We start from the raw sequence: 22197 nt of genomic DNA, 5'->3' as shown, positions 1-22197 counted from the left end.
ATATTTGAGAACGATTAACGTTTTAGATTAATTACTGCATAATAGTTTCCTATTTACAGCTTCGAATTGATTTTATACCTAAATTAGTCCACTATATGAAGAAAAAACATATACCTATATCGATTATTAGTTTTATAATTCTATTTAGCGTGCAATACATGCTGATTTTCAATACATTTTCATTGAGAAACAGCCAATATCAAGTTCAAGAACGCAAAACATTAGATAGTGCATATCGGTCTTTACTATCAAACGATAAATTGTATCCTGGAGCTCAGGCTATTATCGATTCGATCATTAAACCAAAATATGCTGAATTTGAAAAACTTTACACCTCTAGTTCAGATCAATTTAACAGGTTCAGCGAAGAATTTTGCGACACTTTACTAACTGAACTTCGAAGAAGAAGCATAATGGATTCCGTCTTTCGCGCATTAGTTATTGAGAATCAACTTGACAAAAATCTAGAATATGCTTTATTGATAACCGATTTACAGATAACTTTTGATGGCAAGAAATACATAGATATTGTACCTTCAAATTCAAGTTACATCAGAACCCAGCATAAAAAGTCCTTTGTAATCATTGACGGAAATCTCTCGGAAATTAACCCTCAAAATCTAATTACGGGATTAACGGTCAGCACACCGCTTGCACACTCGTATAAAATTAATTTTTCGTTGCATGCGGACGATTTAGATTCTAGGTTTCAAAAGATAATCAAACAAATGGCGCCGACACTTCTGTTATCTTTTACCTCCATAATCCTCGTCGTAGGATTGTATTACTTGACTTATAGAAATTGGATTAGGCAAAAGAAAATGACTGAAATGACTTCAGATTTTTTGAATAGCATAACACATGAATTTAATACGCCAATCACAACGATTGCGGTAGCAAATAAAACATTGCAAAATATGGAACTTCCTGTCAGCATGGATAAAAAGCAGGAAATAACAAATATCGTTCAACGTCAGATAGTTAGGCTACAAAAATTAATTAAACAAGCTTTAAATATTACACAGCTAAATAAATACGAACTGCAGAAAGAAGAATACGTTTTGGATGAACTGCTGACTGAGATCGTGAATGATTATAAGCTCTCTTTGTCTGGGAATACTGAGATTCTAATCGATAATCCAGAAGTCATTAAGAAAATCAAGATAAAACTAAATAAATTCTTGTTTATCACGACGATATACAATATTTTTGATAATGCAATAAAATATAACATATCTGAACTAAAAGTCATTCAAGTAAGCTTTACCAAGAAAGAAAACAAAGTAGCAATATGCATACAGGATAATGGAATTGGATTATCCGACAAACAACGCAAATCGATATTTCAGAAATTCTACAGAGGCTCTTCCAGCAATAAATTGCCTGGCTTAGGCCTCGGATTGTTTTACGTGATGAAAGTCGCTGAAGCGCATGAATGGAATCTAGAATTGGAAAGCGAAATTAACAAAGGTTCCAAATTCTATGTCTGGATGGACGTCATTCATCCTTAAACGATACTATCGAACATTTTAATATCATGGAAGAGAAAAGAAGGTTGCTATACGTTGAGGACGAGCAGGATCTTGGCAATGTGGTCAAACAATACCTTGAAATTATGGGCTTTGATGTTTGCTGGATCACAACAGCTACTTCTGCATGGGATTATTTTCAGAAGGAAAATAATTTCGACCTCATCATTATTGATGTGCAGTTACCGGACTATAATGGATTTCAACTGGCTAAAAAAATAATGTCGTGTAAGCCAGACCAACCTTTTCTTTTTCTGACTGCACGCAATGAAAAAAAGGATAAAATTGAAGGACTGAATATTGGTGCGGATGATTACATTTTAAAACCTTTCGACGTGGACGAATTAGTTTTGCGCATTAAAAATATTTTAAAACGCATATCCGCTCCTGCACACCCGGTAATTTCATCCATTCTTCAGACAGCAACCTTGCCAATTGGAGATTTAATTGTTAATAAAGACACGCATAAACTAAGTTTTCCGGATGGAACCATTGTGGATATTACGCTGAGAGAAATTGAAGTTCTGGAATATTTAAACCAAAACACAGGTCATTTGCTCTCAAGAAAAGATATTCTAGTAAACATTTGGGGAGATGATGATTATTTTATGGGAAGAAGTTTAGATGTATTTATTTCCAGAATAAGAAAAATCTTGAAAAAATCATCAAAAGTCAAAATAGAAACTGTGTATGGTTCGGGATTTATTTTTCGAGTGTCGTAATTCCCATAAAGCATACTGAAATGCGCTTACTTCACGCCACCGCCTAAACTTCGGTAGAGTTCCACAGTCGCTTGAAGCTGTTGAAGTTTGTCGCTGATGCTATTGAGTTCTGCATTTAATAGGTTTTGTTCGGAAGCCAAAACATCATTGTAATTGGTATTCGAACTGTATTTCAGCAATTCTTGTGTAAATTCCACCGATTTTTGCAAGTAAAAAATCTCTTGCTTCCTGATTTCGATTTTTTCCAGAGCCATTTGGTAATTGTACAAAGCATTGGACACCTCTGCTCCTGCGGAAAGCAAAGATTGTTTGAAAGTTGAAAAAGACTCTTCTTGTGTAGCTTGGGCAACGGCCAAACGTTGTTTGTTCAATCCATTGTTAAAAATTGGTTGCGTCAAGCCCGCGAGAATATTCGCAAAAACCGAGGAGGCATTGAAAAAATCGGAGAGCGAACTATTGGACAATCCTCCTTGCGCGGTTATGCTTAACGTCGGATAAAAATACGTTCTAGCCACATTGGTTAATTCAAAAGAATACCGGAATTGGTATTCAGCCTGTTGCACATCAGGCCGGTTCGCAAGCAACTGACTGGGAATTCCGATGTTCAAATCGACCGCTATGGATTGATTCGACAAACTATCCCGGTCGATATTGCCTGGAGCACGGCCCAATAAAATAGAAATTGCATTTTCCATTTCGCGGATATTCTGTTTTAAGTCAGGAATTGTTGCGGTCAAGGACAATTCGCTGGCTTGGCTCTGAACTACATCCGCTCCCGTGACCACATCGCTTTCCTTCAACAGCTTCATGGTGGCAACATCCGACTTTCTATTTTCAACCGTTTTAAGACTGATTTTCAGCTGTTGGTCCAATGCCAACAAAGCATAATATTGGCTCGCAATGCTCGCGATAAGCTCTGTTTGAACAGCTCGTTGATACGCTTCGCTTTGGAGGAAAGCGGCTAGCGATGCGCGTTTTAAGCTGCTTAACTTTCCCCAGATATCCAATTCCCAGCTGCTGCTTGCCGACAGCTGATAAGGCTGGTTCATGTTGATCATGTTAGCATTTACCTTTTGATAAGTCACGCTAGTATTCGCCGATAGATTTGGATAAAATGCGACCTTTGATTGTGCTAGATTAGCTTGCGCCGCTTTCACTCTCGCTGTTGCAATTTTAAGATCCAAATTATTTTCAATCCCTTCTTGAATCAACGCCTGTAGTTTCTGGTCTGTAAAAATAGTTCTCCAAGGAATAGATGCGATTGATGTGGTATCCGAATTAGGAACATGACGAAATACATCTGGATGATCGACAGAAGGTTGTTGATAAGGCTGCACAACTTTGCATGATTCCAACATTAAAATCAGTATTGAGAACAGAATTATCCAGCTTTTATTTTTGAGCATTTCCATTTCTTTTAGAGCTAATCGTTACCTGCTTTAACATCCAAATCCTCAGCATCCTCTTTTCTTTGAGGCCTCCACTTTTCCAGCAAAGTTTCGAAAACAACAAACAGTGCAGGGATCACAAAGACACCGAAAAATGTCCCGAAAACCATTCCTCCAATCGCGCCAACTCCAATCGATTGATTTCCATTTGCACCAACTCCGCTCGCAAACATTAAGGGCATCAATCCGAAAATAAACGCAAAAGAAGTCATCAAAATCGGACGCAACCGCACTTTTGCTCCTTCAATCGCGGCGTTTATGATTGACATGCCATTCCTCCGTCGCTCTAAGGAATAAGAAATCATCAAAATCGCGTTTTTGGCAAGCAATCCAATCAACATAATGACCGAAATCTGGATGTAAATATTATTATCAATCCCGAACAGCTTTGCAAAAACATAGACCCCAATTAGCCCTACGGGCAATGAAAGCATAACGGCAAATGGCAAAAGATAACTTTCGTACAAGGCGCTAAGCAACAAAAACACAAACACTGCACATAAACCAAAAATTAACGAGGTCTGCGAACCGCTGCTTTTCTCTTCTCGGCTTATCCCTGAATATTCAAAGGTGTATCCCGAAGGCAACACCTGTGCGGCGACTTCTTCAATAGCGATTAAAGACTCCCCTGTGCTATGAGCTACGTCTGGAGCACCATTGACAGACATGGAGTTATACAGATTAAATCGAGTCACCGATTGAGGGCCAAAAACTCGCTTCAAGGTTATAAATTCAGTTATTGGCGCCATGACACCCGAACCGGTCTTGACAAATACTTGTTCCAAATTCGCGGGGCTAGACCGGTAAGAAGTATCGGCTTGTAAGATGACGCGATATTGCTGTCCGAACTGGTTGAAATTTGAGGCGTAGGAACTTCCATAAAATACGGCCATCGTAGAAATCACATCGGAAACTAGAATCCCTGCATCTTTGCATTTAGCAACATTGATACTCAATTCATATTGAGGAAAATTCGGATTGAATGAAGTCGTTGAGTACTGAATTTCCGGGCGTTCATTTAAAGCAGCAAAAAAGTCCTGAGAAACTTTATAAAATTCATCGGTAGGCCTTCCTTCTTTATCTTGAAGCACAAATGTAAATCCGCCACTGTTTCCAAATCCCGAAATTGTAGCTACGGACATGTACACGATGTTAGCATCCCGAATTCCAGATGTCTTTTTAGTTAACTCCTGAACGATTTTATTGTTGTCAACTCCAGGCCGCTTATCCCAAGGCACCAACCGGATAATCACCATTGCATAAGAACTGCCGCTTCCTCCTATCTGATTTTGGCCAACGCTAACCATTGTCACTCCGACCTCGGGAATGGTACGCGCAATGCTATCCACTTGGTCAGCAACTTTTTTCGAACGTTCGGCTGATGATGCCGGAGGCAGGGATACATTTGCAAAAATAGTCCCCATATCTTCGTTGGGAACGAAACTCGTTGGCGTAGATCGGATCAGTAAAACCAAGCCAACACTGCTCCCCAAAACAATCACTGCGACAATCCATTTTTTTGCAGATAAAAACGTAACGGCTTTCGCATATCTAGCAACGATCCGATCATAAGCCCGATTAAATGACCTTCCAAAACGTTTCAATAGAGAATCCTTTTTTGATGCCGATTGATCTTCTATGTGCACGGGAGCTTTTAGAAACAGAGCGGCCAATGCTGGACATAACGTCAATGCGTTGACTGCAGATATGCAAATCGCAATAGCCAATGTGACTCCGAATTGCTTATAAAATATTCCCGAAGATCCTGTAAAGAACGTCACCGGAACAAATACGGCTGCCATAACAAGCGTAATCGCAATAATAGAACTGAATATTTCATCCATTGCGTGGATGGCCGCCTTCCGAGGCGACACGTATCCATGTTCGAGTTTATAATGAACCGCCTCAACGACAACAATCGCGTCGTCTACCACAATTCCTATAGCTAAAACCAAAGCAAAGAGCGTCAATAAATTAATGCTGTAACCGAATAAATAGAGAAAGAAAAAAGTGCCGATAATAGAAACGGGCACCGAGATTCCATGGATAAGTGTGGATCGAAAATCCTGCAAAAAAATAAAGATGACTAGAAAAACTAATAGAAAACATTCCACGAGTGTTCTGACCACTTTGGAGATCGAAGCATCCAAAAATTGATTGATATCAACTAAATATGTAAACTCAATATCCGTTGGAAACGACTTAGCGGTTTCTTCAATTACTTTTTTCGAATTTTTAATGACTTCACTGGCATTACTCCCCGGTGTTTGGCTAATCGCTATACCCACAGAAGGTTTTCCATTGGTGCTGTTGTTGCCACTGTAAGTCTGCGCGCCAAGCTCGATTCGCGCAATGTCTTTTATGCGCAGATATTGTCCCTGTCCTGTTGTTTTTATGATGATATTTCCGAATTCTTCTACCGACTGAAGCCTTCCTGTATAACTGATCATGTATTGAAAACTTTGGTTTTCATTTTCTCCAAAACTTCCCGGAGCGGCGTCCAAATTTTGTTCCGATAAAGCAGCAGTAACATCCTCTGGGCTGATTTCGTAAATAGCCATAACATCTGGCTTGAGCCAAATCCGCATGCTATAGGTCATGGTCGCTCCGAACACGGTAATTCCTCCCACACCGTTCACGCGCTGTAATTGAGGGATGAGATTTATTGCCGCATAATTCTGAAGAAAAATCTGATCATAACTGTTATTTTCACTGAAAACAGAAAAAATAAGCACGTTGCTGCTTTGTTGTTTGCGCACGGTGATTCCCGCTTGGATAACCTGAGCGGGTAACAGACTTGTTGCCGCAGCGACTCGATTCTGCACATCAATCGCCGCCTGATCCGGATCAACTCCTGTTTCGAAAAATACACTAATCGATCCGGAACCAGTATTTGTTGCACTTGAAGAAATATAAGACATGCCCGGAACGCCGTTAATCTGCTGTTCCAATGGGATAATAACGCTTGTCAGAACCACATCCGCATTTGCACCGGCGTACGAGGCGCTGACTTGAACTGTTGGAGGCGCAATATCCGGATACTGAGCAATCGGTAAATTCATCAACCCCAAAACACCCAATAAAACAATCAGAACAGAAATAACTGTACTTAACACCGGCCGTTCTATAAATGTTTTTAACATGGGCTTCTATTTTATCGCGTTGTACAGCGAATCTGCATTAAGCAAACGAACTTTTATCAACGTACTATCCTTTAATGTAGCGCTGTTGATAACCACACGGTCACCTACAGTCAATCCATTTTGCACAATCCAAAACTGACCGTCGTTGGTTGGAATTGCCGTTATCGCCGTACTAATTGCTTGATTATCATTGTTCACTTTGAAGACAAATCGTTTGTCTTGCACTTCGTAGGACGCACTTTGAGGAACCAATAGAGCGGTATCAATCGTTCTTGGAATACGAACGACCGCGCTTGCTCCGCTGGGAATCAAACCCGTTGGATTTGGAAAAATTGCCTTAAATTGAGCAGAGCCAGTTTCAGTATCGATAAGTCCGCTTGCAGTTTCTAATTTCCCTTGTTCGGGGTACTCGCTTCCATCAGCAAGCAATAATGTAACAGCCGGCAATTGGTTCAATTTCTCCTGCATGGTATTGCCTTTAATCGTTGTAGAAAAGGAAAGCAACTGTTTTTCATTTAAGCCAAAATAAGCGTACACATACTTGATGTTCGATAAAATCGTCAAGGCATTTGCACTCGTACTGCTGACCAATGCACCGACTTTGTAAGGTATTGTACCAATTACTCCCTCCTGCGGACTCACAATCGTCGTGTATCCTTGATTTGTTTTCGCATTTGCATAAGCGGCTCTTGCTTCTTCAAGAGCCGCTTCCTGCGCCTGCAGATTGTATTGCGCAGCATCCAATTGATACTTGCTTACAATATCTTTCGAGACCAATGGCCGCACTTTCTCCACTTCCATTTTTGCAGCGTTAACATTTGCTAGTGCGCTTTGAATCGCAGCTTGGGAAGTAATGACTTCTTGGTCGTATTGAGGATTCCGAATCTTAAACAACAATTGGCCTTTCTTCACCGAAGCGCCCTCTTTGACATAAATATTCTGTAAATACCCGTCAACCATCGGCCTGATTTCCACGACCTGCTGTCCTTCGATAGTCGCTGGGTAATCCACAAATATGCTGGCAGTCTGAGGCGTTAAGACAATCACATCATAATCCTTGATGGTCTCCACTTTCTGATTTTTATTTTCCGAACGATTGCATCCCGTGACTAGAAGAGCAATCCAACAAATGAAATTTAGTGGGGTTATTCTCATTTTCAGCAAGTAATGTCCTTAGCTAGAAGCTTTAGTAATAGAATATTGTGCCATCGGCATAAAAACCGACAGCAGCTATTTCCTTTTACTGCTTTTGCTTGAGGAACGTCCGTTAGATTTGTACCGATTTCCGCCAACCTTATCCATTGACATGGTTGTTGGCTTATTCTTTTGAGAAGAAAACTGTCCTTTATCTTTCACAGCAGATTGGTCATGCGTTCTCTGTTCTTGCGTTGGCTGTACTTGCCTCGCAGTTTCTACACGTCGCTCGTTTGGTTGCGACTTGTAATTCACACCTCCAGCACCATTGAAACTCGGCCTGTTATCTGCGACTTTGCGAATGCCTACATTATCCACGTACACATTCCGAATGTGGTTTTTATTGATGCGATTTACAGCTGTGTTATAATAAAAACGGCCATTTTGCCATTTACCTCCGATATAACCGGTTCCGAAATAGCCAAATCCGTAATTTATCCCGCCGTAATATCCGACGCTTGCACCCCAGTAACCTGGGTACCAAACGTAAAGCATGTTTTCAAATGCCCAATATCCAGGTGTCCAGTATAAATCTACAGCAGGTGGCAAGACCCATACACCGGGCACCCAATAATAACCGTCATCACCATATGCCCAATACCCAGGAATCCATATGTATCCGTCGCCTGGACAAAATGGCTGCGTGTAAACTCGTAAAACTGGTGGAGCTATGGTTGTGGTAATACGAACTTGTACTTGTGCATTTGATTGTGACGCCGAAGCTAAAAAAACAGCGCAAAGCAAGAGAACTTTGATTAAATTTTTCATGTCGATAGATATTTTACTATAAATTTATAAAAATCTTTTTTAATTAAAATTAATTATTTAGTTAAAAATTGTAAAATTTATCTCTTGACAAGGAAGAGCATTAACCACTTAGTATCAAATGATTTCATATAAAAGACAAGTAGACGGAACGGAAAGAATCGGATGTATTGCTTTTAGACTTCGAGAGAAAAACTCAAACTAATAAACCAGCTACATTTATTTAGTTTAAGCGTGAAAAGGGATTATGATTTGAATAAAGGCAGGTTCTATAAGCTGACTTTATATAAATTTCATTTCAGTCGCTTTATGAATTAAGGATGCAGAATTGGACACTGCAAACTTCTGAAGAAGATTTCTACGATGGGTTTCTACAGTCAACGGGCTGATAAACATCATGTCCGCAATTTTTGCTGTCGTATGGCCTTGAGCCATCATTGCCAATACCTCTCGCTCCCGTTGCGTGACATTCGGCACTGAGTCGCTATTGTTTTTTAAAACAAAACTCATTTCACGGCTTAGCACTTGTTCATCATCCATCACACGCTGAATTCCATCGATAAGCTCTTCTGCGGACACATTTTTAAGTAAATAACCAGACGCACCAGCATGTAGCATTCGCATCGCAATGCTTCCTTCATTTAAATTACTTATCGCAATAATTTTCGTCTGCGGATACTGCTTTTTGATTAATTCGGTTGCATCGATTCCGTTAATATCTGGCATATTAATATCCATCAAAATAACATCGATGGCGTTATTTTTCAAAAAATCAACGGCTTCCTGCGCACGGGTAAATGAGCCTCTAAGCGATATGGAAGACCTATTTTTTAGAATAAATTCGAAGCCACTCAATACCAAAGGATGGTCGTCAACGATAAGCACTGAAATAATTTTATCCATTTATTTGAAGCTGAATATGAAACGATGCGCCTTTGCCCTCAGCTGCATCAATTTCTAGTTGTCCATTTAAAATATCTACGCGATTGCGAATGTTTGATAAGCCGATTCCTTCGCTAAGAACGTTTTCTTTCTTCGCGTCAAATCCCAGTCCATTATCTTCAACCGTTATGTAAAAATATCCGTCTGTTTCTGCGCATTGCACCCAGACTTGAGATGCGCCGCTATGTTTGACCGCATTCGTTAGCAATTCTTGCACAATTCGATAGACTGCAATCAAAAAGGATTGTTTGTATTCGCTGCGCATATTCGACGCCTGAAAATCAATCTGCAAATTCGAATGAGCCATCGCATTGCATAAATCGCGCAAAGCTGCCTCCAAGCCCATGTACAACAACGACTCAGGCATCATGTTTCGAGCTACCCTTCGCAATTCATTGACCGAATGGTCTAATTGATTGATGATCGTGTATAAATCCATTGTTGAATCCTCCTGTTGTTTTTCATTCTTACTTGCGACTGCCGAAAGCTTCAATTTCACACTAGCCAGCATTCCCCCTAAACCATCGTGCAAATCTCTTGCTATTCGAGAACGTTCTTTCTCCTGTCCTTGCACCATCGCATTAAACAAGTTTAGCTTTTCCTGCTGTTTTGTGTTTCTTAATTCTTCTTGCAGCAACAATTCATTTTGCGCAGCCAATTTCTTTTTATTTTTTAGCGATGAATACCAAATAAAACTCAACATCGCTAAAATGATACTGGCAAGAATCAATAAACCAATCACAATCCGGGAACGTTGCAACGCAAGTTGATGTTGTTGATTTTCTGCATCTATTCGTAAAATTTCGTTTTCTTTCTCCGCAGTGCGGTATTTTTTTTCAAGTTCCAGCGTTCGGATTTCAGCTTTGTCTAAAAAAATGGAATCAGCAATGATCTTATATTTTTCGAACCATTGAACAGCCTCTTTGTCTTTTCCCAACTGCGAAGCGGTTGTTGCTAGGTTATAATAAACCATTTGCTTATTCCGTAGCGAAGGTTTTTGCTCTACATAAGGCAATACATCCAGCAGTTTTTGCCTAGCCAACTCCGGCTGTTTGTTTGCTTGAAAAGCCGCAGATTGATCGAAAAGAATCGTAGCAACCATGTCTTGATTATTTTGTTCTTTTGCTGCCGCAATGCCTTTTTCGAAATAACTATTTGCCTTCTGAAAATCTTGTTGCTTTTCCCAATAACTTCCTTCAACAGCATAATACAGAGGGCTGTAGGATGAGAAAGGAATTGACTTCAAAACCTCTTGCGCCTGATCCAATAACTTGCGCGAGCGGACAAAATCTTTGTTCTGAATTGAATTTCGTGCACCATTGACAAACAAAGTAAATTGTTGCTCTTCCGAATCCCTCTTCCCTTTCAACAGTGCTAACGCTTCATCATAAAACCGATCAGCCTTTGCATACTCCTGCAAATTCATCAAAGCCATGGCAACATTCTGGTAATTATTCCCAATTAGTGTCGTGTCCGAAATTCGTTTGGCCATCGGAATCACTTTCTCCAACAAAACCTCAACATACGCATGAGCATCGCCATCTCGCTGAAGCAAGGCACCATAACTCCCCCATAACCTAGCACGATATCGCGTTGCTTGCGATTTATACGCATCTTCGACATGTTTCAAAAAACCCTCAGCCTCCATGTATTGCTGTTTGGCGAGTGCAGGGTCGACATCAAAATGAATCGCTGCTAGATAAAACTTATACACACCTTGGTAATAGCTGGACTTGGCTTTATTCCCTAATTCTTTTGTAGCTTCTTCAAGGAAAGTTTTCGCTTTTGCAGTATCATAATCTGACCAAAAGAAACTTAGGTCGTAGAGTGCCAATGCCTTTTCCTCATTATTATTTATCAACAGAACCTGACGGTATTGACTATCGCTATGAAGCTTTAATTCCTCTTTTGATTGTCCAAATCCTTGCCCAATTAAAAGCAACAAACAAAAGATAGAAAGACCGAGATTCTTTGACATGTAGACGAAAGCTGGTTGATTATTTTTGAAAATACGGATTAATCTTTAAACTAACAATCTGGAACCAATCCCATCGTAACTCCGGAAGGACTCCAAATTGGAACCAACCTAGTGCCACATCCAGAACCATCCCCATCATTTTCACTGACTTCACGATTCGTATCAAACGATAAATTCAAACTTGATCCTTTCGGAAACGGGCCATTCTCTTCCATAAAATCCACTTGCATGGTCATCTTTACCTGCTCTTGCTGCATCGAACCTTGAAAGAGCATCTGCTGTCCTGCATTCTTAATTGAACCCGTTATCTGCTCTTCTAGAATTCGAAAATAAATTGTAGGGTCGCTAGTTTCCATGCGATAAGTAGATTCATCAAATTTTCCGCGAACCTTGAAATTAATCTCGCCTTTATCTCCAAAGTCAGCCATAAAGACCATCGAAACTGAATCATCCAAAGCTTCAATTAATGCTACGCGGCCTTCCCCATTCCAGGTGTAGTTGGTCACACCATCCTGCGAACGAGCCCCTTTTGCAGTTCCCACGAAAGGCTTTCCTCCATACCTCGCCGTAAAATTTTCTTTGCTATTTATTTCTTCGGAATCTTTAGTACAGCTCGTAAATACGAGTATGCCTATGCACAGCTTTATAATACTTTTCATTTTATCTAAGATTAAGTTTGTTATCGCCAAATCATTTGGCCTCCGGCAGTTTCAATATGATCTTTTCCTTTCAAAATCACGGGAATTACTCCTGGAGAATTTGCTTCTACAGGATCAACATTATACTGCTGTCCGTCATTAGGAATGATTTTTAGAGACCACATAAAACCGAAGGGACCTGTCTGCCTGTACTCGGTTCCGACCAACAAGTATTTTCCGTCAGGAGAAAATACGGGAACTGATTCTTTAAAATTACTCGTCGTAACTTGTTTTAGATTGGAACCATCAATACCCATCGTATAGATATGATTTGCAATTTGCACGGCCAATTGGGTTCCAGCTTGATTAACTTCCAGCTCGCCCCAGTCCTGATAATCCATTTCTTTGACCAATGTTCCGGAAGTGTATGGCGGGTCTAAGCGGAGAATGTAATTTTTATGCGTTAGCAGTAGCGCATTATTTGGTAACCAAAGTCGGGATTCGTTTAAATCAAATTCTTCGCCATTGATATCGTGAATACGTCCAACCATCTCTCCATTTCGCTTTAAAATAGTTATCCCATCTTCTTTTTCATTCGAAGTGACCAAAATCAAACTATTGTCTGGAGAAAGATAACCCTTGCATAAACCACTCAGCCCGGGGCCATTGTAAATAAATTCCTCCACAATACTTCCGTTTGCAATATCGCTTATGGTAAACCGGATATCATATTGCCCCAGTGTACTGGCGTTGATAACCGTTAATTTAAACTTGCCATCTCGCGAAATATCAAAATTATTGAGTTTGGTGTCATCCGGAATAAATGCAGCGCCGACACCATCGGGCAAACTCATTTTAAGAATACCTTCCGTTGCCCAATCGTAATAAATCGTTCCGTTAAGTGCTGCAGGATATAGATTTCCAGAACCATCCGGTCCATCTTCGCCATCTTTTGAACATGCCAAAAAAAAACACAGTAAAATACTCAAACCAATTATCTGCTTTTTCATATGCTAACCTTTCATATAGTTCATATCAAAGTTAGGGCATCGAGGTCTGTCCATCAATCCACGAAAACAGGGATATTTAACAATGATTACATAGTAAGCTCAAATTTAATCAACGAAAAAAGCCACAGATGGAAGTTCTGTGGCTTAGTAATCGATAGCATTAAGTGCGTCTAAATCCTTAATTCAAAATATAATAAGTTTCATTGTAATATTTGCTTTTTTGAATATAAGCTATGCTCCTGTCCGCATTAAATATCCAATTAAATCGACGCAGCAGATCTGCTCCGAAATAGCTTAATTTTTGTATTTTAAGATCGCCGACAAATACCCCGGCAGGCACATCGCCTAACGAAAACTCTCCGACACTGAGCTGGTCAATGACTCCATTTTTAGTAAGTACAGATTGACCATTCGAATTCTTCAGTGTCTTTTCATTAATAAACGTCATTTTATCGTTGAACTGATGTTCATCTGAAAAGTTCTGTTCATAAATCAAACTTCCTGAATAACCTGATTGAAGCAAAAACTCAGTTGGATACGAAACAGCTTGAATGATGCTGTTAGCTGGAATAAAAAACTGTCCTCTTTTAAAAACTAGTGGGATGGCATCGTAATCATCCACAGATGGCAATTGGTCATAAACAACAAATTCGTTTGTATCGTAATCGATTTTGAAAGCTTTGCCTCCAAAAATACCGGTCCCGATTTTGCCCTCGGCTTCATGTCCGGTATATTCATTATCGAAGAATAATATTCCGTCCTTTTCGATGGGCCCGACTTTTACGGTATTGTTTCTGCTTAAGCCTCCCGAATATTCCGTCGAATCGAATTGTACGCTTTCTACTTTGCTTTTGCGATCCGGCGCTAAAGACGCGTCAGGCATTGCAATCTGAAACATGAGATCAACTGAGTCTGTTTTATTTACCAAAGCTTTCACGATAATGTTGTTGTGCTTCGTCAATCGAAAAGGAATTTTCTGTTGAGCGAAAGCAGTAACAGTCCATCCAAAAGCAACTAGAAAAAGCAGAGTTGTGTGTTTAAGCATGTTAAGAATCTATAGATTTACGTATAAACAAACATACTTATTTCTGTCAATTTTTTGACTGTGTACAGTCTTAAATTATACACTTAATTTGATCTTCAAAAGGAAGATAAATTCTTTGTGTTCTTTGTGATTCGAAAAGTTTGAACCACAAAGATTTTCCACAAAGTTTTCATAGATTGGTTATAAATATTATTTGACTCAGCTTTCTAATACATAAAGCTGAAATAGGACGATTAAAAACAAGATAAAGGCTATGATAAGTTGCTTAACGTTTTTATCAATCGCGATTAAGCCCGAAGGACGTCTGAATAGACTTCGGCGCCGAATCGGACCAAATGCAAAACTTCTCTTGATTGCTCGTATAAGTGTTACCATGTTCTTTCAGTAGAATTCAAAACGTTGTGAGTAATTAAGAATTCAAAACCTAAAATTATGATTTGCGATGCAAATCAGCGATTTGTTTAAGGGGACAAATCGGGGACAAAACTTAATTCACTGATTTTTAAGCAAAACTTTATACTAAAGATATGGATGAGTATGAATACTCATTTATTGAAAAATACATCTAAAGCAAATCAACTTTTCATAAGCCACAAAAAAAGCCAAAGAAACGCTTTCTTTGGCTTGAATATTTTGTAAATCATTTTTGCTATTGCTTGGTCCAAACTAAGCGATTTAAATCATAGCCGGCTTCTTTTGCTTTGGCTAAGAAAAGTTCCTTTGTCTGATCGGGCAAAGTTTTTTCCCTTGATAAGAACCAGATATATTCTGTACTCTCGCCGAATATTAAGGCATGTTGGTAGTCAGGATCTAGCATTACCACATTGTATCCCGAATAAAAAGGACCGAAAAAGGAAACTTTCAAAGCTCCTTTGTCCGTTTCATCTAAAAACTTGGCTTTACCATTTGCCTCTTTCCATTCCTTATCAATATCATGAAATCCGCGGTTCAGCACCTTCACCGAACCATCCTCATTTAGGGAGTAATTTGCTGTCACTTGGCTTAAATCTTTCTCCTGTTTAAAATCAAATCGAGCAATCTCGTACCACTGACCCATGTATTTATTGATATCAAAATTATCTACTACAGTTACACCATCTGGAACTTGTACATTTTTACATCCGCTCAGAAAGAAAAGCGAACTAGCCCCAATAAGAAGCATCATTGGAGTCAACCATTTTTTTGAATTTACCATGTTGTATAGTTTAAGTACTTGTTTAACGCAAAATACCCAGATAAGTTTTGAAATGAATGAATGATGCTGAAAATCCAAATAAAATAATAACGACTACAAACTGTTCAATAATTCTTTCGCCTTATTTAAATTTGCGTTCCAAGTCGCGGTTCGCGTTGGGTTATCCAGTAATTCAATTGCTTTATTCAATGTCGCTAGCTTTTCTGTTTGTGCAGTTTCTTGAAGTTTTTTGCGAAGCACCAATGCTTTCTCATAATCTTGGATACCTTCTAGCATCCGCTCGAAACGAATCGAACTGCGGTTTCCTGGATAGACGATATATGTGTCGCCAGCCGGCCAGGTTCTGAAACGAGAATCCTGCAATGGTTTTTCGACCCAAGAGTTATATGCCCAATGCAATACGCCATCGAAGCCAGACGCTAAAGCATACCACGCTAAAAAAGTAGACTCAGCAGGATCAGAAAATGTAAATGAGTTTGGAAATTCATCACTGCAACAAATATAATATGTGCTATTCAGCCCGCGGGCACGGCGATCAGCAATATCCTCTTTAGAGTAAGGGTGTCCTACAGCAATGCTAATATCCTCGCTGTCAGGAAAACGTTTGTATGTCTTTTGATTATCCGCGTATGAAATCCCTAATTCTGGGGATACTTTTTTAAGCAAAGCGAATGCAGCGTCCATTTCTTCTTTCGAACGTTCATCAATCGCAATATTTGTAAAGGATAGCCAATTTTTCTGTTTCAAATGCTTCACAAAATCGGTTAAAAATGGCTCCCATATTTCTTCGAAAATCGGTGTTCCTGCTTTCGCAACGACATCAACAAACTGACCTGTAGCCTCGTCTTTATAATGAACGGTGCTATTCCATGGAATGATCGAATAGCAGTTTAGCATTTTTGTAATGCCGAGATCCAGCATAAAACTTACCCATTTGTCAAAGACACTGTAATCGTAAGTCCATGTACCATCTTTCTTTTTCTCCCAAATAATCATGTCTGCGTACGGATCGTATGTTTGTACGTTCCAAGGATCTTTATTTAAAGTCGCCGTAATTACTTTTTGGCCCGCATCGGCTAACCTTTTCATAACAGGTTTCATCGCTTCGAAATGCGCATCGCTCCACATCTCCACACCTGCTGTACGCGCTACTGCTGAGGGATGTTGCCATTGATCCAAATGAAATGTCCAATTTTTTGGTTCTGGTAAAATTTGATCAAGCACTTCCAATCGGAGCGTTAATTTTCGAAGCGTTTTACCCTCCGATTTGATCAAAACAGCGGTGTTATATTCTCCTTTGGGAGCATCACGTGGAATTTGAATGGTTAACCAAACAGGTCTAACTTTTTTAGCCTCCAAATCGTAGCTTGTCAAGTCGTCCAGCATATCCGGCGATAATGAAGAAGCGAAATCTTCTGGCTTTCGATGCCCACATCCTTCGGCAAATTCATCGGTCATCACATAGCGAACGAAACTAGCTTGCGAAATCGATTTTGGAATTGTGTTATTTTTTGAAACAAAATCTGAAAGTTGCACTTCGACGTTTGGAATTTCATCTTTAGTCCACAATAGAACTTGTGCAGAAACAGTCTCTCCTTTCCAGCCTCTAACCACTGCTGTTTGTTGATTTGTTACTTCAGGAACAAATGATTTCGCAAAGCGTTTATCGATTGATGCAAAGGAAACATGAAGGCCATTTTTCACTTTGGACCAATCCGCAAGTGTGTCTGCTGTAGGATCCGCCATTTCCACAAAAGTTTCCGAAGTTTTCTGTGCGAATAAAGGGTGTGCTTGTACGGTCAATAAGCCGATTAATGAAAGGAGCAAAAATTTATTCTTGTTCATAATGTTTTATAAATATCTAACCAATCAAGAAGCTTTTGATGGCTGTAAATTATCATGGGCTAAAATAGCCATTACAATTAATAAATTTAAAAGACCAATTCAAATTTTCATCAAAATGGATACATACTACTCTTTTGTCAGCAGAGGAAATACATCCGTTTCCACATGCGCTTCATCCATATATCTTTTTAATTGTTCGAACACTGCAACGTGCTCTTTCACGACATTTCTAGATTCTGATGGGTCGTTTTTTAAGTTATAAAGTTCGTAGGTGCTTTGGCTGGGATTTCGAACTTTCAGCTTGACTAATTTCCAATCCTCCATTCGCACCGCTTGCCGACCACCATCTTCATGAAACTCCCAGTACAGATAAGCATGTTGCTTTTGCATTTTGGAATTGGATAAAGTGGGCTTAAACGAAATTCCATCTGTGTATACTGTATTTGGAGAATCTGAAATATCTGTCAAAGTCGGCAAAATATCCCAAAAAGCGCCAAGATAATTGCTTGTCACATTCTGTCGTATTTGCTTTGGCCATTTGACAATCAATGGTACTTTTATGCCACCTTCATATAAATCTCGTTTGTTGCCACGCAAACCTCCTGAGCTGTTAAAGAAATCCGGGTCAGCACCGCCTTCCCGATGCGAACCATTATCACTGCTGAACACGATAATCGTTTCTTCGCTCAAGCCCAACTCTTCCAGCTTACCTAAAATCTGTCCGACATAGGCATCCATTCTTGTAACCATTGAAGCAAAGGTTGCACGAGGTTTGCCTACAGAGGTATAGCCAGCAATCGTGGCCTGTGGGCCATAAGGCTGGCCACGATGTGCTTTTTCTTCAAAAGCATGTTCATACAATGCATAAAATTCATCTTCAGGACCTGCTAATTCCGCATGTGGCAAAACCGTAGGAACAAAAAGAAAAAAAGGTTTGTCTTTATTTTTTTCAATAAATTCTAGTGTTTTTTCTTGAATCAATTCAGGAGCATACACAACTTTACTCGACAAATCATTGCCTTCCAATTCAATTTTTGTTTGATTATGCCAAAGATGTGTTGGGTAATATCGATGGGATTGCCGTTGGCAATTGTACCCAAAAAACTCGTCAAATCCTTTATTTGTCGGGTCTCCCGAAGTTCCTACCATTCCCATGCCCCACTTTCCAAAAGCACCGGTGACATAGTCATTTGCCTTTAGGAGCATCGCAATAGTTTGTACCGAATCCGGCAAAGGCTGTTGTCCCTCAGGTTCTAATTCTTTGTTCCCTCGAATCGGTGTGTGTCCAGTATGTTGGCCAGTCATCAACGCCGAGCGCGACGGAGCGCAAACTGAAGTTCCGGCATAAAAGTTTGTGAAACGCATACCCTCTTTCGCAAGCTGGTCGATGTGTGGAGTTTTGATTTTTGCCTGACCATATGCTCCTAAATCACCATATCCCAAATCATCAGCCAGAATAAAAACGATATTCGGTTTACGGACGTTGTCTTGTGCGGAAAGACTTTGGAAAATTAGGAAAAGGAAAATGATTGATAGAAAAGATTTCATAAGTTAAAACTAGAAAAAGTCTTGGAATAAACCAATTTATCCTATTTGAAACTGTCCGTTTTTATCTTTTTATTTAGGCGAAATTGAAATCTAAATTGTCATAAAAAATTAAATACTACAAAATTGGTAGACTAAATGTGTTTATGTATATTTGCTTTTAAGTTTATAATAAACAGGCATACCTAATACCTGAGGGCACATAATTAACTGGAGGAAACATGAACAGCACAATCATCTTAAACAAAATAAGGGCACTTCGAAAACAAAATAAGTTATCCCAAACCGATATGGCTGAAAACTTATTTATTGCTTTGAAAACCTATCAGAATATCGAAAACGGAGTCACCAAAATAGATATCGAACGTCTGCAAAATATTGCGCAGATTTTAAACACCGATATCCATGATTTATTGGGGAATACAGAAGAGAAAGGAATCGAGTTAACAGGCCTTCAATCGGAAGAAAAAGACTTGTACAAACAAATTATCAAAGAAAAAGAAACCTACATCGAGCGATTGGAAGAGAGCTTGAAGTTCTATAGAAACATTATCCGAGAAAACAATTGCATCTAACAAAACAAATCCCGAACGAAGCGTCCGGGATTTTTTATTAAAAGGTTAATCACTAATTATAAAAATCTTTAATATCTTCTGGATGAAGCTCCCCCACCGAAGAAAATCGCATTGGTCAACAACCTGCTTGAGTTCAGCCAATAGCCTCTAAATGTAGGGGATTCAGCAAAATAAATTACAGACCCTCTGCCCTTACTCGAAGCACCGACAACTATACTTTCTTTCAGGCGAGATAAGGCTGTTGTATCCGCATAGCCATTTACCAAAATAGCATTGCTTTTTAATACGGCAAAATCGATGAGCGACTGGTCCAAACCAACCACATTATTTTTCAATGTATACGTATCTTTATTTTCAATTCCATACGTCAAAGGACTTTTCAAATCCAATTCCGCACGGAGAATCACTCCGTTTAATCGTGGACCAGAACCACCTCTTGGAGAAACTTCTGGAGCTGGAGTGGAAACGACTGGCGCGGAGGTTGAAGGTGCTTGACCAACTCGTTGCGATGAAAACACAGACCCATTTACCCATGCATTCGTCGTACTTAAACTAATCAATGTACCGCCATTCTCAACCCAAGCGCCTAATTTTCTAGCGAAATCCGCAGAGAATTGCCCACCCGTAAGAATAATCGACGTATAGGCATTTAAATCAGTGCGCTCGATATTGTCTCCATTTAATTTAACCACTGGAATGTCATGCGTCAATGACAGCAAAGCCCAGATTTCTCCAAAACTTGTCCAGCTCCCGCCAGAAACCAACGCTACTTTCGGTTGCTTGATTACACGGATATTGTTGCTTCCCAAATCAATTCCACTTACGCTAAATCCGTCACTGATGGAGTGAATAGGAATTCCTGTTTTAGCACTTGCTTGCTGGACCAATTCCAACAGTTTTGCGGGCTCGACGGATTGATAAGCTACCGGAATGACAATACTACCTACTCCAAATTTCTGCTCGCCTTTGCTTGTTTTGATTGTAAATGGCTGACTTGCCACCCGAGGTACAATTCCTTGTGCTTGCAAGAAATAAACTGCTTTTGGAGCTAAATAATCTGCATACTCAAATGCATAGGCTAAATTCGATTGATCAACAGCCGTTTGTGGCAACGCAGGCAATTCCGAAATACGCTCGCCTAGACCAACTACCGCTTTTGATTTCGAAAATGGAACGCCATACCCATGCACCGTACTCCATCCCGAAACATCATAGAATGTAGTGGTTTTATCAAAGCCGTTGGTTTCATTTTCTTCAAAAATGGATTGAAGGATTCGGAATTGGGCTTGTTTTAAAGGAACTACATAAGCTGTTCCCGGTTCGAATGTTTTGCCATCTTGCGTAAATGCTTTATTCAAGGCATAGACTTCTATTTTATGATTCAGCAAATGCTGAAGAAATAAACGGTTTAAGCTTTGGTCTTTTTGGCTTCCAAATACGATAGACTTCGTAGCCAATTTATCTGCCTGAACCAATGCGCTTTCAAAAAACTCTTTTTGCTCTTTCAAGAAAGCCTCTTTGTTATCTGTCGCCGCCAATAAACCTGCAATGCTGATTTCAAAGTTATCTTTTAAGTTTCTCGAAAATGTACGTATTCCGGCAGGCGTTTCTACAACGACACCTGAGGTAGAACCCACTTCCAACGTTATGCCGGCACCGCCCTGATAATCTGGATAAGTAGAACCATAAATCGGAGAAAGATTGGTAAAACTTTCTTTTGTAAAGAATAATGAACCTATATTATTTAATGCTTTCGAGAAGTAATTTGCCAAAATTCCAGTCAGCACATCATAATTCGTTTTAGGTAAAATATTATTCCAAGTTGTCAAAGGCGAAGGTTCAAAATAATAAGTACTTCCGCTTCCCATTTCATGGAAATCAAGGTACACATTTGGATACCATTGATGGTAGTAAGCAACACGGTTTCTGCTTTCGATCTGCGAAAGAGCCAACCAATCTCTATTTAAATCATTCCAAAAATGATTTCCGCGATGAGGCGTCCAGCCTCCGCTATGGCCTAAATCCGCGGGATCTGAAATCCCAGGCTCTGAATGAAAACCATTGATAAATGTCGTTGCGCGTTCGCGCCCGTCCGGATTTTGAGAAGGCTCAATCAAAACAACCGCATCATTCAAGCGATTTGTAATCTCTGGATTCTCTGTAGCCACTAGATAATAAGCCGCTAAAACGGCTGCATCCGTTCCCGCAATCTCTCCACCATGCACGTTATAAGCCAATTCGACAATTGCTTTTTGCGAAGCATAATCTACTTTCGCTTTCGGGTCGATCAGCTTTAAATGGTCCACACGGATTTGCTCTAAATTGCGTTGGTTATCTGGAGACGAGATAATCAATTTCACCTGATCGCGCTTTTCCCAGCTCTGTCCAAAAACAACTAAGGAAGCGCGGTCAGATTTTTCTGCCAAAAGCTTAAAATATTCAACAACTTTATCATAGCGCACCAAATGTTTTCCGATTTCAAATCCGAAAAACTCATCAGGTGTTGGAATCGCTGCGCTGAATTTTTCCGTGCTATTGAAGTAATAATTGTTTTGCGCTGACCCTATGGAAGCCCAAAGGATTAGCCCAATAAGTATGATTTTGTTTTTCATTCTGTATATAA

Annotated in this window: 16 protein-coding genes; 3 read left to right on the top strand and 13 right to left on the bottom strand. The window is 39.7% G+C overall.

Translation table 11 applies throughout. The features are described from left to right. Positions 1-95 precede the first annotated feature (95 nt). Together C4F49_RS13290 and C4F49_RS13285 are read left to right on the top strand one after the other, a co-directional pair. Entirely contained in the window at positions 96-1511 is a 1416-nt protein-coding gene (locus C4F49_RS13290) for a sensor histidine kinase (protein ID WP_196936331.1), read from the top strand. 26 nt (positions 1512-1537) lie between these two features. Further along, entirely contained in the window at positions 1538-2251 is a 714-nt protein-coding gene (locus tag C4F49_RS13285) for a response regulator transcription factor (protein ID WP_196936330.1), read from the top strand. 26 nt (positions 2252-2277) lie between these two features. Here the strand turns inward: C4F49_RS13285 and C4F49_RS13280 are convergent, their stop codons facing one another. The 12 genes from C4F49_RS13280 to C4F49_RS13225 form a co-directional block, all read right to left on the bottom strand. Next, positions 2278-3657: an efflux transporter outer membrane subunit gene (locus C4F49_RS13280; RefSeq protein ID WP_196936329.1), complete on the bottom strand. Its 1380-nt coding sequence runs from the start codon at positions 3655-3657 to the stop codon at positions 2278-2280. Between the two features lie 17 nt (positions 3658-3674). Continuing rightward, positions 3675-6842, bottom strand: a complete 3168-nt coding sequence (locus C4F49_RS13275) for an efflux RND transporter permease subunit (RefSeq protein ID WP_196936328.1) — start codon at positions 6840-6842, stop codon at positions 3675-3677. A gap of 6 nt (positions 6843-6848) precedes the next feature. Next, entirely contained in the window at positions 6849-7997 is a 1149-nt protein-coding gene (locus C4F49_RS13270; RefSeq protein WP_196936327.1) for an efflux RND transporter periplasmic adaptor subunit, read from the bottom strand. A gap of 75 nt (positions 7998-8072) precedes the next feature. Next, complete coding sequence (locus C4F49_RS13265; protein WP_196936326.1) at positions 8073-8804, bottom strand: YXWGXW repeat-containing protein; 732 nt, start codon at positions 8802-8804, stop codon at positions 8073-8075. A 279-nt stretch (positions 8805-9083) separates the two neighbouring features. Then, on the bottom strand, positions 9084-9704 hold the full coding sequence (locus C4F49_RS13260) for a response regulator transcription factor (protein ID WP_196936325.1): 621 nt from the start codon (positions 9702-9704) through the stop codon (positions 9084-9086). After that, positions 9697-11721 carry a tetratricopeptide repeat-containing sensor histidine kinase gene (locus C4F49_RS13255; RefSeq protein WP_196936324.1) on the bottom strand — a complete coding sequence of 675 codons (2025 nt, stop codon included), beginning with the start codon at positions 11719-11721 and terminating at the stop codon, positions 9697-9699. The genes C4F49_RS13260 and C4F49_RS13255 overlap by 8 nt, the downstream gene beginning before the upstream one ends. Before the next feature lie 50 nt (positions 11722-11771). Then, positions 11772-12380 (bottom strand): hypothetical protein, encoded by a 609-nt coding sequence (locus C4F49_RS13250; RefSeq protein ID WP_196936323.1) that lies wholly within the window; start codon positions 12378-12380, stop codon positions 11772-11774. 20 nt (positions 12381-12400) lie between these two features. Further along, the gene (locus C4F49_RS13245; RefSeq protein WP_196936322.1) at positions 12401-13369 is read right to left on the bottom strand and encodes a TolB family protein; all 969 of its coding nucleotides are present in this window, start codon (positions 13367-13369) and stop codon (positions 12401-12403) included. Positions 13370-13547: 178 nt separating this feature from the next. Then, complete coding sequence (locus C4F49_RS13240) at positions 13548-14414, bottom strand: hypothetical protein (protein WP_196936321.1); 867 nt, start codon at positions 14412-14414, stop codon at positions 13548-13550. Between the two features lie 649 nt (positions 14415-15063). Then, positions 15064-15609 carry a lipocalin family protein gene (locus tag C4F49_RS13235; protein WP_196936320.1) on the bottom strand — a complete coding sequence of 182 codons (546 nt, stop codon included), beginning with the start codon at positions 15607-15609 and terminating at the stop codon, positions 15064-15066. A 93-nt stretch (positions 15610-15702) separates the two neighbouring features. Continuing rightward, a complete protein-coding gene (locus C4F49_RS13230; protein ID WP_196936319.1) occupies positions 15703-17454 on the bottom strand; it encodes a DUF4091 domain-containing protein in 1752 nt (583 codons plus the stop codon). Positions 17455-17580: 126 nt separating this feature from the next. Further along, positions 17581-19002: an arylsulfatase gene (locus C4F49_RS13225; RefSeq protein WP_196936318.1), complete on the bottom strand. Its 1422-nt coding sequence runs from the start codon at positions 19000-19002 to the stop codon at positions 17581-17583. Between the two features lie 218 nt (positions 19003-19220). Between C4F49_RS13225 and C4F49_RS13220 the strand changes: the two genes are divergently transcribed. Next, a complete protein-coding gene (locus C4F49_RS13220) occupies positions 19221-19574 on the top strand; it encodes a helix-turn-helix domain-containing protein (protein ID WP_196936317.1) in 354 nt (117 codons plus the stop codon). Positions 19575-19642: 68 nt separating this feature from the next. Here C4F49_RS13220 and C4F49_RS13215 read toward each other — a convergent pair whose 3' ends face one another. Next, the gene (locus tag C4F49_RS13215; protein ID WP_196936315.1) at positions 19643-22186 is read right to left on the bottom strand and encodes a M14 family zinc carboxypeptidase; all 2544 of its coding nucleotides are present in this window, start codon (positions 22184-22186) and stop codon (positions 19643-19645) included. Positions 22187-22197 lie beyond the last annotated feature (11 nt).

The organism is Sphingobacterium hungaricum, assembly GCF_015210005.1.
Taxonomy (GTDB): Bacteria; Bacteroidota; Bacteroidia; order Sphingobacteriales; family Sphingobacteriaceae; genus Sphingobacterium; species Sphingobacterium hungaricum.
The sequence above is the reverse complement of the archived record's forward strand: the minus strand, read 5'-3'. Positions and strand labels throughout refer to the sequence as shown.